The organism is Ruegeria sp. CH2 (assembly GCF_056537065.1).
Genome location: NZ_JBQFQV010000013.1, coordinates 1 through 12,124, shown reverse-complemented (window position 1 = coordinate 12,124; position 12,124 = coordinate 1). Strand labels below are relative to the sequence as shown.

General features: G+C 59.6%; 10 protein-coding genes. 4 read left to right on the top strand and 6 right to left on the bottom strand.

The genetic code is table 11. The features are described 5' to 3' along the window. The first annotated feature begins 12 nt into the window (after window positions 1–12). Window positions 13–804, top strand: a complete 792-nt coding sequence (locus ACR0M9_RS15950; RefSeq protein WP_480774075.1) for an HTD2 family dehydratase — start codon at window positions 13–15, stop codon at window positions 802–804. Here the strand turns inward: ACR0M9_RS15950 and ACR0M9_RS15945 are convergent. Then, on the bottom strand, window positions 796–1,830 hold the full coding sequence (locus tag ACR0M9_RS15945) for an NAD(P)/FAD-dependent oxidoreductase (protein ID WP_480774074.1): 1,035 nt from the start codon (window positions 1,828–1,830) through the stop codon (window positions 796–798). The two genes, ACR0M9_RS15950 and ACR0M9_RS15945, sit on opposite strands and share 9 nt — an antisense overlap. A gap of 55 nt (window positions 1,831–1,885) precedes the next feature. Here ACR0M9_RS15945 and mnmC2 point away from each other — a divergent pair, with 55 nt between their 5' ends. Continuing rightward, window positions 1,886–2,551 (top strand): tRNA (5-methylaminomethyl-2-thiouridine)(34)-methyltransferase MnmC2, encoded by a 666-nt coding sequence (gene mnmC2, locus ACR0M9_RS15940; RefSeq protein ID WP_480539591.1) that lies wholly within the window; start codon window positions 1,886–1,888, stop codon window positions 2,549–2,551. Next, window positions 2,548–3,417 (top strand): DMT family transporter, encoded by an 870-nt coding sequence (locus ACR0M9_RS15935; protein ID WP_480484082.1) that lies wholly within the window; start codon window positions 2,548–2,550, stop codon window positions 3,415–3,417. Before mnmC2 ends, ACR0M9_RS15935 begins: the two co-directional genes overlap by 4 nt. Here the strand turns inward: ACR0M9_RS15935 and ACR0M9_RS15930 are convergent. Beyond that, the gene (locus tag ACR0M9_RS15930) at window positions 3,391–5,364 is read right to left on the bottom strand and encodes a lytic transglycosylase domain-containing protein (RefSeq protein ID WP_480484081.1); all 1,974 of its coding nucleotides are present in this window, start codon (window positions 5,362–5,364) and stop codon (window positions 3,391–3,393) included. The genes ACR0M9_RS15935 and ACR0M9_RS15930 overlap by 27 nt on opposite strands. A 133-nt stretch (window positions 5,365–5,497) precedes the next feature. Between ACR0M9_RS15930 and dapA the strand changes: the two genes are divergently transcribed. Continuing rightward, entirely contained in the window at window positions 5,498–6,370 is an 873-nt protein-coding gene (dapA, locus tag ACR0M9_RS15925) for a 4-hydroxy-tetrahydrodipicolinate synthase (RefSeq protein ID WP_480774131.1), read from the top strand. Between the two features lie 133 nt (window positions 6,371–6,503). Here dapA and ACR0M9_RS15920 read toward each other — a convergent pair whose 3' ends face one another. From ACR0M9_RS15920 to pta, 4 genes are all read right to left on the bottom strand, one after another. Beyond that, window positions 6,504–7,376: a dimethyl sulfoxide reductase anchor subunit family protein gene (locus ACR0M9_RS15920; RefSeq protein WP_480484080.1), complete on the bottom strand. Its 873-nt coding sequence runs from the start codon at window positions 7,374–7,376 to the stop codon at window positions 6,504–6,506. After that, window positions 7,376–8,125: a 4Fe-4S dicluster domain-containing protein gene (locus tag ACR0M9_RS15915; RefSeq protein WP_480774073.1), complete on the bottom strand. Its 750-nt coding sequence runs from the start codon at window positions 8,123–8,125 to the stop codon at window positions 7,376–7,378. Before ACR0M9_RS15915 ends, ACR0M9_RS15920 begins: the two co-directional genes overlap by 1 nt. 109 nt (window positions 8,126–8,234) lie before the next feature. Then, window positions 8,235–11,054, bottom strand: coding sequence for a molybdopterin oxidoreductase family protein (locus ACR0M9_RS15910; RefSeq protein WP_480774072.1), 2,820 nt, complete (start codon window positions 11,052–11,054; stop codon window positions 8,235–8,237). A gap of 89 nt (window positions 11,055–11,143) precedes the next feature. After that, window positions 11,144–12,124, bottom strand: a 981-nt coding sequence (pta, locus tag ACR0M9_RS15905) for a phosphate acetyltransferase (RefSeq protein WP_480560061.1), incomplete at its 5' end; no start/stop codon positions are given.

Here is a 12,124-nt window from a genome sequence, read left to right as displayed (position 1 = left end):
TGGACTGCCCATATGTTGGAACAGCGTCAAAGCGATATCCTTGATCCGGCCCGTGCCGCATCGCTTCAGGTTGCGTTGGGCTCTGAGCCAACAATTGCCAAAGGCTCAGCTCTGCCGCCATTCTTCCATCAGCTCTATTTCTGGGCGCCGCAACCGCCTGCTGCGCTGGGGCGGGATGGGCATCCCAAGGTGGGTGGCCTGATCCCGGATATGGGATTGCCCCGCAGAATGTGGGCCGGTGGGCAATTGGAATTTCATGCACCACTGATCGCGGGTATCCCTGCTGACAGGACATCGGTTCTTGATAACCAAAGCACAAAAGAGGGGCGGTCCGGCCCGTTGGGTTTTGTCACTTTGCGCCACGAGATACGGCAAAGTGGCCAACTTTGTCTGACCGAATGGCAGGATCTTGTTTATCGTGAAGACCCCACGCCGGGTGTGACGGCTCAAACGCCGCCCCAGTCGCGCACGGATGAAACGGATGTCCGCGCGGTTGCGTTCGATACCACCCTGCTGTTTCGCTACTCGGCGCTGACCTTCAACGGCCATCGCATTCACTATGATCTGGACTATGCGCGTGATGTGGAAGGATATGAAGGGCTGGTTGTGCACGGGCCACTTCTGGCGCAGCTTCTGATGCTGTTTGCAGTTGATCTTGGCGGACCGCTCAAATCGTTTTCTTTCCGTGCGACCTCGCCGTTGATGCATTTCGAGACTGCCCAGCTGTGCCGGAACGGTCAGGACATGTGGGTGCGCGGCCCGGACGGGTGGGAATGCATGAAGGCTGTGGCCCTATCACAGTGAGGCTTCGGGGCGGAAGTCATCGGGGATCGAATCCCGATCCTCCAGCATCAGATCGGCCATGACTTCTGCCACTTTCGGAGCCATGCCAAATCCGATCTTGAAGCCGCCATTGGCGATGAATTGACCCTGGTGCAACGGATGCAGGCCCAACATCGGGGCGCGACTTTTGCTGCGAGGACGCACCCCAGCCCAACGTTCGATCACCTCGGCCCCGTGCAAAAGCGGCAGCGCGCGCGTGGCGCGGTCTATGACATCGTCCAAAGCACTGTCTGTGCTGGTCGGGTCGTCATAATCCCGTTCAGACGTTGATCCGATTGCCAGCGTTCCGTCCGCATGTGGCACGATATGGACCGCATCTGCGAATAGCTGTGGCATCTCTCCTGCATCAAAGCGCAACAGGGCGGCCTGACCTTTGACACCGTTTCCGACGGTTTTTCCGTACGCGTCGTTCAGTTCCAGTAATCCTGCTAGGCCCGTGGCGTGGACAACCTGTCCTTTATCATCGGCGTTACTGACAACGTGAACGCCCATCACCTCAAGGGCTGCAACCAACGCAGCGCAGGCCCGCCGGGGATGCATGCGCGCTGTCAGTGTATCGCGGATGACAAAGCCGGTGGGGCTGGGCGGGCACCACGATCCGGCCTGCGATGTTTTGATCACCCGCCACTCTGCCAGCCCCTGCCAAAGTTGATCGGCTGAACCTTCGCGTTGCCGGGCCAGATCAAGGCTGCGGGTGTCAGGAATGGGTTGAAGACGGCCCAGACGGCCATAGCCGGGGGAAACGCCGCCGGTACCCTCGACCTGCTGCCAAAAGGGTTCAGCCATGATCAGGCTGTCGAACTGAAAAGCTTTCTTGGCGTTCCAGTTTTCGGGCACATGCGGGGCCAAGGCCCCCACCAGACCGCCACTGGACCCGGAGCCCGGCCCAAAAGGGTCGACAACCTGTACCTTCGCGCCCCGCCGGGCGCAGGTCCAGGCGATGGACAGGCCGAAAATTCCTGCCCCGCGAACCGTCACATCGACCATTGCCAATTCCCTTTTCCTTGTTCAGTGTCGCGCCGCTTAGCTACAGGATTCCCCGATGGCAGACCAGCACGCCGAATTAACGTGGACCGAGGATCAGATACCGGTCTCGGACCGTTTCGACGATCCCTATTACTCGTTGCAGAACGGGCTGGAAGAGACGCGCCATGTGTTTCTGGCAGGCAATGATCTGCCAGAACGCTTTGCGCCGGGGTTTCATATTGCCGAGTTGGGCTTTGGCACCGGTCTGAACCTGCTGACGGTTTGGTCTGAATGGGAGAAATCCGGCCAAACAGGCCCGCTTCGGTTCACCAGTTTCGAAGCCTTTCCCATGGCCACGGATGATATGCGTCACGCGCTTGAGGCCTTCCCCGAGTTACACCCGTGGAGCAGCCGGTTTCTAGCCCATTGGACAGGTCACGCCTGCAATCTTGAAACCCTTCAATGCGAAGTGATCATCGGCGATGCGCGCAACAGCCTGCCGCAATGGGCAGGCATGGCCAACGCCTGGTTCCTTGACGGGTTCTCTCCGGCTAAGAACCCTGAATTGTGGGGGGCAGAGCTGATGCAGCAAGTGGCGGCGCATACTGCCACCGATGGCACGGCAGCCACATATACGGCCGCCGGGTTTGTTCGCCGCGGGCTTCAGGATGCCGGTTTCACCGTCACCCGTACATCCGGCTATGGCCGCAAGCGGCACATGACGCGGGCGCTCAAGGCATGACGCAGAAAAACAATGCAGGTGCGGGTATCGCCCTGATGGTGGGCGCGACGATTGTCTTTGCCTTGCAGGACGGTATCTCACGCCATTTGGCCGGAACCTATAACACCTACATGGTGGTGATGATCCGCTATTGGTTCTTTGCGGCCTTTGTCATTGCATTGGCGGCGCGATCTTCCGGCGGGTTAAGGGCGGCCATGCAGACGAACCAGATGGGGCTTCAGATACTGCGGGGCCTGCTGCTGGCCACCGAGATCTGCGTCGCCGTGTTCGGTTTCACAGTGCTCGGTCTGATCGACAGTATGGCCGTTTTCATAAGCTATCCCCTGCTTGTCGCCGCGCTGAGCGGTCCGGTTCTGGGTGAAAAGGTTGGATGGCGGCGCTGGGTTGCGATCGGTGTCGGTTGCATTGGTGTTCTGATCATTCTGCAGCCGGGCGTTGGTGTTTTTGATCCTTGGGCCGTCATACCGCTGATCTCGGCGTTTTTGTTTGCGATTTACGGCCTGCTGACGCGCTACGTCGCACGTCAGGACAGCACGGCCACCAGCTTTTTCTGGACCGGCGTTGTTGGTGCCATCGCCATGACCCTTTTTGGAATGTGGTTCTGGGAGCCAATGGCCCGCAGCGACTGGCTGTGGATGGCGTTGCTGTGCGTCAGCGGGGCAACGGGGCACTGGCTGCTGATCAAATGTTATGAGATGGCCGAAGCCAGCGCCGTCCAACCCTTCGCCTATTTCCACCTTGTCTGGAGCGCGATTCTGGGGATTTCGATCTTTGGTGAAAAACTGCGCCCCGAAGTTGTCACGGGCGCAGCGATTGTTGTGGCCGCAGGTCTGTTTACCTTATGGCGCGAACGCCGCCAGCGATGATCCGATCAGTTCCTGCGAAAACGGAACCGGCAGGGCGGGCTGCCCCAGACGGGCGCGGTAGACCGGCAGGCTTTCGGTCACGCGCATCACATAATTGCGCGTTTCATTGAACGGAATGGTCTCAATCCAGTCTACGATATCCACCTCACCGGTGCGCGGATCACCATAGCGTTCCATCCACGAGATCGGGCGCTTTGGACCGGCATTGTATCCAGCCGCCATCATGACGACATTCCCGTTGAACTCGGTTGCAAGGCCCGAAAGATAGTTGGCGCCAAGCTTGGCATTGTATTGCCAGTCCGACGTCAACCGACCGGTCTGATGGCCGCTGAGTATCCCCAGTTCTCCAGCCACCAGCTTGGCTGTTGCAGGCATCACTTGCATCAGGCCGCGCGCCCCCGCGCCGCTGACGACAACCGGATCAAATTCGCTTTCGCGCCGCGCGATGGCCAGCGTCATTTCCTTGGCCATTGGCAGGCGCATGTCGGCCACCGGATGAACCGGGTAATAGGCCGCAGGCAAAACGGTGCCGGTGGTCGCTGCCCGCTTGGCGATCATCACGGCCAGATGTGGCTGTTTCAGCTCAATCGCAAGGTCGCCCAACTGATTGGCCTGCACAGGGTCAAGACCTTCGACAAGATGGGTCAGGAACCTCTCGGACAAGTTGTCTTCGCCGGCCTTGAGCAACAGCAGCCCGGCTTCCAGAACGCTGGAATCGGCGAAATCTGCCTGACGCCAATGCGGGGCGCGACGCGGATTGGCCAGTTCCTTGTCAAATGGTCGTCCGATCCGTTCCGCCGCCAGAAGACCATAAAAAGAGGTCTGATGGTCCGCGCCCATGGCGTAGGCCTCATAGGCTTTGTCTGCGTCCCCAAGCTCGGCGTAAGCCCGCCCCAGCCAATAGCCGCCGCGCCCTTTCGAGATTGGCGATTGCACGGCATCCGAAAAATTCTGGAAGTGTCGCACGGCTGTGGCGGGGTCATTCAGTTTGCGCAGGGCCAAAAACCCGGCCAGCCACTCCAGATCCGCATAGGAATATCCCATTTCCGGGGTCATATGGTGCTTGGCCGCTACGTCATAAGCACGCGCCGCCCGCCCCGATCGCATCTCGAGCCGGGCCAGACGGCGACGACCCTCGGCCCATTTGTCAGGCTCGCCCAGGGCTTCCGGTCCGCTTGACCGTGCCAGCATCAGGTCGACGGCGCTGTCATCCAGTTCTTTCTTGTCCCGCCAGACAAAACGGTCGAATGCCAGCCCCGGCGTATCTGCCAGCGACTTCGGCACCGCCGCCACCTTGCCGTCAACGCCTGGCTGGCGTTTCTGCAATGCGATCCGCGCTTCGGCCAACTTGCGCTCGTCGGTGCTGACTAAGGGCAGCATCTGTTCTGCGCTGACCAAATGGCCATCCCACAGCATCCGGTCCAGCCGCGCGGCATGGTGCGGCTTCAGCAGTTTGGCAAAATTCTCCAGATAGTCCTTTTGCAACCCCGACCCCATCGGCATGGTACGCCAGGCTGTCACGATATCGGCTTCCGCCTCGCCAATGCGCCCTTTGGCCTTAAGGGCCACCGCATAGTTCAGCGCGCCTTCAGCAGTCTGAGGGGGCAAGCCAGCGTAAAACTTCAGAACTCTGTCGGGATCGGCCCCGGTAAAGACCGGCTCGCTCTTGCGGCGCAGCCAGTCCAGCCCGGGCCAGTCCGGGCGGCGTTCGAGAAACACCAGCACATCGCCCGAGCTGCCAAATCCCTCACGTAACCAGTGCCAGACGATGACATCGCGCGAGACCGAGCCGCGCTGGCCCGATACGCGCAGCGCCGCATTCCAGTCGCCCTTGCGCATTTCATACAGCCCGGAGCGCAAATCATCGGCCGCATCCGCGCGTGCGGCTTGCGGTGTCGTCACTGCGTATAGAATCAAACCGGTCAACAGTGCCAGAAAGCGTGTCATCCCTTGCATTTCCCAACCAACCGAGGATAGAGCCTGTGAGGATAAACCCTGCGCCGGCGGGATCAACTCACAAAGCTGGAAACGTGAGTGACCAGGGCGCAAAAACCGCAATATGCACCTTAAGGAGCGTGTCATGTTCAAAGGCTCGATGCCAGCCCTCGTCACTCCGTTCAACAACGGCGAGTTGGACCTGAAGACGCTTAAACATCTGGTTGAATGGCAGATCTCCGAAGGCTCGACCGGGCTGGTGCCTGTTGGAACCACCGGCGAAAGCCCGACGCTCAGCCACGACGAACACGAAACGGTCATCGAAGAAGTGGTCAAAACGGCTGCTGGCCGTGTTCCGGTTATTGCCGGTGCCGGGTCGAACAACACGGTCGAAGCCGTCCGGTTCGTTCAGTTCGCCGAAAAAGTTGGTGCCGATGCGGCGCTGGTTGTCACGCCTTACTACAACAAACCGACTCAACGCGGCCTGATCGCGCATTTCCAAGCCCTGCACGAGGCTGCGGATATTCCGATCATCATCTACAACATTCCCGGGCGATCGGTCATCGACATGACCCCGGCCACCATGGGCGAACTGGCCCGGTTGCCGCGTATTGTCGGTGTCAAGGATGCGACGGGCGATCTGGCGCGCGTCAGCCAGCAGCGCGCGATCTGTGGCAAGGACTTCTGCCAGCTATCCGGTGAAGACGCCACTGCACTGGGTTTTAACGCCCATGGCGGTGTCGGATGCATTTCAGTCACCGCAAACGTGGCTCCCAGGCTATGCGCCGAATTCCAGCAGGCCACATTGTCGGGCGATTATGCAAAGGCACTGGAATACCAGGACAAGCTGATGCCGCTGCACGAAGCGATCTTTATAGAACCCGGGTTGGTCGGCGCCAAATACGCGCTCAGCAAACTGGGTCTCTGCAGCACCGAAATCCGCTCACCTCTGACTGAGCTGGAAGACAACACAAAAGCCGCGATTGATGCGGCAATGGCACACGCGGGCCTCATCTAACCCGGCCTTCAGAAACCGGAAAAGGCGGCCTCGACTACCGAGTTCCGCCTTTTTGGTTTTCAGGATCCAAACTTCATCTGGCCAAAAATATCCCGGGGGAGCTGCGGCTTGCCGCGGCGGGGGCAGAGCCCCCTCAGCGTTTGCCGTAATAAAGCCCTACGACATGTTCAGCCTGCGCAAAGAACAACCAGCGCGAGGTCGCGATGCCTGCCAGATGCGATGCCACTGCCAGCAGGGCCAGGAAATGGTTGAATGGCAGGACCAGAAACAGAACCGGCAGGACAAAGGCCAATACAAACGAGATCACCCTTAGCTTATCGGCATGTTTGCGCCCGACCACATGAACAAACTCACGCAGCAGATAGTTGGTACCGGTATGCGGTGGCTCGAACGCTCTGACGGTACCCCGGTTACCCAAACCTGTGGCTGTGCCCAGATTCGTTCCGGATGCTTCCAGCGCTTTGTCGCCTTTCTTCCAATACAGGATTTGAACCAACGCGGCGATCAGCAGAAGCGGAATGGCAACCCGTGTCTGGCCAGCCAGCAACGCACCACCTGCCAGGCTGAAGCTCAGGAACATGGCGGGGGTCAGGTTCATATTCCAGCGCGGGATGGTCTTGAGTTGCGTGTAGATCATCGAAGTCGTGAACACGGTCGCCAGTGACATCAACGCTCCGATCCAACCCAGCAGGCTCCATTGCCGATCCAGAAACACCACGCCAATCGCGTAAAGCCCCATGACGACCAGGGCGAGCACGGCACACCAGCCCTCACGGCTGAGCCAGCTCGTTTTCCATTGAGTAAAAGCCTTCCAGGCCCGTTCCGGGTGGCCGAGATGGAAGGTCGAGGCCATCAGCCCTCCGACGGCCAGACCGTAAGCAATGGCGAAGAACACAAAGGCCACCCAACCCGAGACAGCCGGAAGGCCAAGACCAAGAAAGAAGAGCAGGCCGAAGCCCAGACCGGACAGGGTGGTAAAGAGGATGACGGAGGGTGCAGGATGCATCAGAGTTTCTCCAACGTCTTGTCGAGCCAGCCGAGGAAGCCCTTGGGCTCTTCAGCGACAGGTGCCAACAGGGGGGCCAGGATGTCGATCTGATCTTCCACCGTGTCTTTCGGGCGCGGCGGCAGATATTTATTGACGGGTTTGGTGCCCATTTCGGGCATCAGGTCCATTCCGCCGCGGTCCGCAACAAGCTTGCTGACGTCGCTGTCCGGATCGCCCAGATCGCCAAAGTGCCGCGCGCCCGCCGGACAGGTTCGGACACAGGAGGGAATCCGGTCCACCTCGGGCAGGTTCTCATTATAGATCCGGTCGACGCAGAGTGTGCATTTCTTCATCACCCCCTCGGCCTTATCCAGTTCACGCGCGCCATAGGGGCAGGACCAGGCACACAGGCCGCACCCGATGCAGTCGCTTTCATTGACCAGCACGATGCCATCCTCGACCCGCTTGTAGCTGGCCCCGGTCGGGCAGACGGTGACGCAGGGCGCGTCTTCGCAATGCAGGCAGGATTTCGGGAAATGGATCAGTTGCGCGTGCCCTTCCGCCGGTTGCACCTCGTAGGAATGCACGCGGTTCAGGAAAGTGCCCGACGGGTTGGCACCATAGGCGTCCTGATCGGACAGTGGCGCGCCATAATTTTCCGTGTTCCAGCCCTTGCAGGAAATCACGCAGGCATGGCATCCAACGCAGGTGTCCAGGTCGATCACCAGACCAATCTTGCGCTCGGTTGAGTTTGGTAGCTGGGTCATGTCAGGATACCTGTGCTGTTGAGGACGGGTGAGGGGGCCAGCCCCCTCTTGAGCCTGCGGCTCAATTCACCCCCGGGATATTTGTGGCCAGATGAAGTGCGGATCTGGGTCATTTGCCCACCTTCCACGCCAGATTATCGGGGCCAGTTCCGACCGGTGATTTGATCGGGTCAAAATGAGGCTGGCTTTGGGCATCGGCGGGCGCGTCGGCCTTTTCGATTTTCACCTTCAGGTCAAACCATGCGGCCTGACCAGTTATGGGGTCAGAATTGGCCCAGCGTAGCCCGTCGCCTTTTGGCGGCAGCAGTTCGTGGATCAGGTGGTTCAGCAGGAAACCTTTTGTGGCCTCCGGCGCGTCCTCTTGCAGCGCCCAGGCACCTTTGCGTTTGCCGATGGCGTTCCATGTCCAGACGGTGTTGTCGTTCAGCGCGGCCATTTCCATCACAGGGACCGTAATCTCACCATGAGGGGATGTGATTTTGGCCCAATCTCCGTCGTTCAGGCCGTGCTTGCGCATCAGCCTGGTCGGAACATAAAGCGGATTTCGCCCGTGCAACTGCCGCAGCCAGGCGTTTTGCGTGCCCCAGCTGTGATACATCGCCATCGGGCGCTGGGTCAGCGCGTTGACTGTGAAGCCGTCGTTGCCGTGCTGATCGGTTTCGTACCAGATCGGAAGCGGGTCCATCGTGTCTTTGATCCGCTGGCGCAAATGATCAGGCGGCTGTCGGTCGCCATGGCCTTCGGCTGCCAGCTGAAACTTGCGCATCGGTTCGGAGTAGAGTTGGAATAGGTATGGCTGCGGGCTGTCATAGAGCCCCATGCCCACGGCCCATTCCTGATAGGCTGCATTCCACGGTTTGTAGTAATCCGCGCCTTGCGGGATATGCGCCACGTAGAAGCCGCCGTTTTCGATATAGCGGTTCAACTGATCCGGGTTGACCTCTCCGCGCCCTTCCTTGTCGGCGTTTTCACCGCGGAATCCGGCCAGCGGGCCAATACCCGGCTTGCGTTCGTGATTGACGATGTAGTCGGCGTAATCGACCCATTTTGCGCTGCCGTCTTCATGGGTGAAACCCGGAAGTTTCATGCGGTTAGCGAGATCGATCAATACTGACTGAAATCCGCGCACGTCGCGGTCCGGTTCGATCACAGGCCAGCGGATTGCGTCAGCGGCCGCATCCGCCTCGCAAATCGGGCGATCCAGCAGCGAAATACAGTCGTGGCGTTCGAGGTAGGTCGTGTCCGGAAGGATGAGGTCCGCGTAGGCCACCATCTCGGAAGAATAGGCGTCCGAATAGATGATGCGCGGGATCACGTAATCGCCGTTTTCATCTTTGTCCGTCAGCATCTCGATGACACCCTTGGTGTTCATGGTCGAGTTCCACGACATGTTGGCCATGTACATGAACAGCGTATCGATCTTATACGGGTCGCCCGCATGTGCGTTCGAGATCACCATATGCATCAGCCCGTGACTGGACATCGGGTTTTCCCAGGTGAACGCCTTGTCGATCCGCGCGGGGCTGCCATCTTCCTTCAGTGCAAGGTGTTCCGGGCCGCAGACAAACCCCAGATGCGGGCCATCCAGCGGAGAATTGGGCGTCACCTTGCAATGCGGTGTCGGGTGCGCCTCGACCGGTTTGGGGTAGGGGGGCTTGAAGCGGAAGCCGCCGGGAACCTCGACCGTGCCAAGGATGATCTGCAGCACATGCAGCGCGCGGCAGGTCTGGAAACCATTGGCATGAGCCGAAACGCCGCGCATCGAGTGCATCGCGACAGGGCGGCCAATCATCTTGGTGTGTTTCTCGCCCCGGAAATCGGTCCATTCGTGATCGAGCTCAAACGCCTCGTCAAAGGCGACACGCGCCAGTTCCGCTGCAATCGCGCGAATGCGATTGGCGGGGATACCGCATTTTTCGGCAACAGCTTCGGGCGCGTGTTCCTCGGACAGGTATTTTTCTGCCATCAAGTGAAACACAGGGCGATGAACGACACCGTCGTTTTCGTAGACCGCCGACAAATCCGGGCGAACGCCAAGCGTGTCGAAGGCCGTCAGCTTGCCTGTATTCCGGTCGATGACCAGGGGCTTTCCGTCATCGTCGCGCAGGAACAGGCCGTTTCCGGCGCCTTCGGACGCGTCCACCAAAACCGGGGCGTTGGTGTAGCGGCTGAGATAGTCGAGATCGATCTTTCCGGCTTTCATCAGCACATGGATCAATGACAGGATGAACAGTCCGTCAGTTCCCGGTGTGATGCCGACCCAATCATCAGCGACAGCGTTGTATCCGCTGCGGATAGGGTTGACGCCAATAACACGTGCACCGCGCGCCTTGATCTTGCCAATACCCATTTTGATCGGGTTGGAGTCGTGGTCTTCGGCCACGCCAAACAACATGAACAGTTTGGTGTGGTCCCAATCAGGCTGGCCGAATTCCCAGAATGCGCCGCCCATCGTATAAATGCCGCCCGCAGCCATATTGACCGAACAAAAGCCGCCATGCGCCGCATAGTTGCAGGTTCCGAAGTTTTGCGCCCAGAAGCTGGTGAAGCTCTGGCTTTGGTCCCGGCCGGTGAAAAAGGCCAGCTTTTCCGGGTTGTCTTTACGGATCGGCTCCAGCCAGCTGACAGCCAGTTCCAGCGCTTCGTCCCAGCTGATCTCCTCAAATTCGCCCGAGCCACGCGGGCCGACCCGTTTCAGTGGCTTGCGCAGGCGCGAGGGGGCATTGACCTGCATGATCCCGGCAGACCCCTTGGCACACAGGACTCCCTTGTTCACCGGGTGGTCGCGATTGCCTTCGATATAAGCAACCTTGCCGTCTTTCATGTGGACGTTGATGCCGCATCGACAAGCGCACATGTAGCAGGTGGTCCTGCGGATTTCGTCCGAGACTTTCGGTGACGTATCAAGGATCGGCTGCTGATGGGTCATTTGCGGGTCCAGTTGGTTATGTCAGGAGGATTTTGTCAGTTTCCTCGGTATTTTAGAACATCGTTCCGGGGCGGTGCGTAAATTAAGTGTTACAGTCCATTTGCTTGTAGCGCGGTCACGGCGATCATCTGGGTCACATCCTCGGCGCTGCATCCGCGGGACAGGTCGTTGGCGGGTTTGGCCAGTCCCTGTAAAACCGGACCAATGGCGGTGTAGCCCCCCAACCTTTGGGTGATCTTGTAGCCGATATTACCAGCATCAAGGTTGGGAAAGATCATCACGTTGGCCTGCCCGGCGACAGACGAACCCGGCGATTTTCGCTCGCCAACCGAAGGTACAAAGGCGGCGTCGAATTGCAGTTCACCGTCGACGTTCAGATCTGGCGCGGCCTGGCGCAGCGCCTCAGTGGCCTCGATCACTTTGTCCACGTCGGGATGCTTGGCGCTGCCCTTGGTGGAAAAGCTGAGCATCGCGATTTTTGGATCGACCTGCAGCAGCGTCCGGGCCGATGCGGCGGATGCGATGGCGATCTTGCTCAGCTCGCTCGCGGTCGGATTGATGACCAGCCCGCAATCGGAATACAGCATCGCCCGCGCCCCGGGCTGAGCGTTTTCCGGCGGGTACATCAGGAAGAAAGACGACACCATTCCTGCATCGGGGGCCATGCCAATCACCTGGATCGCCGCACGGACGATTTCGCCGGTCGTGTGAACGGCCCCTCCTACGGTGCCGGTGGCACGTCCGCTGCGCACCAGCATGGCGGCATAGACGGGGGGTGTTTCAACGGCGGCACGGGCCTTGGCCCGATCGACGCCTTTATGCCGGCGCAGTTCGAAAAAGGCCTCGGCAAACTCTTCGGTCAGGTCCGAAGTCTTGGGGTCATGGATATCAACGCCCCGAGAGGCAGCAGCCCCCTGATCTTTCAGGGCTGCTTCGACCTCGGCGTACGGGCCAACCAGAATGATATCGGCCAGATTGGCCCTCTGCGCGTTGATGGCCCCTTTTGTGATGCGGGGGTCGTTGCCTTCGCTGAGGGCGATTATGGGACGGGTGGCCGGAGCGTTTTGCCG

What these genes read in the sequence shown, in the direction of transcription:
- mnmC2 (WP_480539591.1), top strand. Translation starts at nt 1,886, where the DNA reads ATGGCAGACCAGCACGCCGAATTAACGTGGACCGAGGATCAGATACCG.
- ACR0M9_RS15950 (WP_480774075.1), top strand. Translation starts at nt 13, where the DNA reads ATGTTGGAACAGCGTCAAAGCGATATCCTTGATCCGGCCCGTGCCGCA.
- ACR0M9_RS15935 (WP_480484082.1), top strand. Translation starts at nt 2,548, where the DNA reads ATGACGCAGAAAAACAATGCAGGTGCGGGTATCGCCCTGATGGTGGGC.
- dapA (WP_480774131.1), top strand. Translation starts at nt 5,498, where the DNA reads ATGTTCAAAGGCTCGATGCCAGCCCTCGTCACTCCGTTCAACAACGGC.
- ACR0M9_RS15945 (WP_480774074.1), bottom strand. Translation starts at nt 1,830, where the DNA reads ATGGTCGATGTGACGGTTCGCGGGGCAGGAATTTTCGGCCTGTCCATC.
- ACR0M9_RS15930 (WP_480484081.1), bottom strand. Translation starts at nt 5,364, where the DNA reads ATGACACGCTTTCTGGCACTGTTGACCGGTTTGATTCTATACGCAGTG.
- ACR0M9_RS15915 (WP_480774073.1), bottom strand. Translation starts at nt 8,125, where the DNA reads ATGACCCAGCTACCAAACTCAACCGAGCGCAAGATTGGTCTGGTGATC.
- ACR0M9_RS15910 (WP_480774072.1), bottom strand. Translation starts at nt 11,054, where the DNA reads ATGACCCATCAGCAGCCGATCCTTGATACGTCACCGAAAGTCTCGGAC.
- ACR0M9_RS15920 (WP_480484080.1), bottom strand. Translation starts at nt 7,376, where the DNA reads ATGCATCCTGCACCCTCCGTCATCCTCTTTACCACCCTGTCCGGTCTG.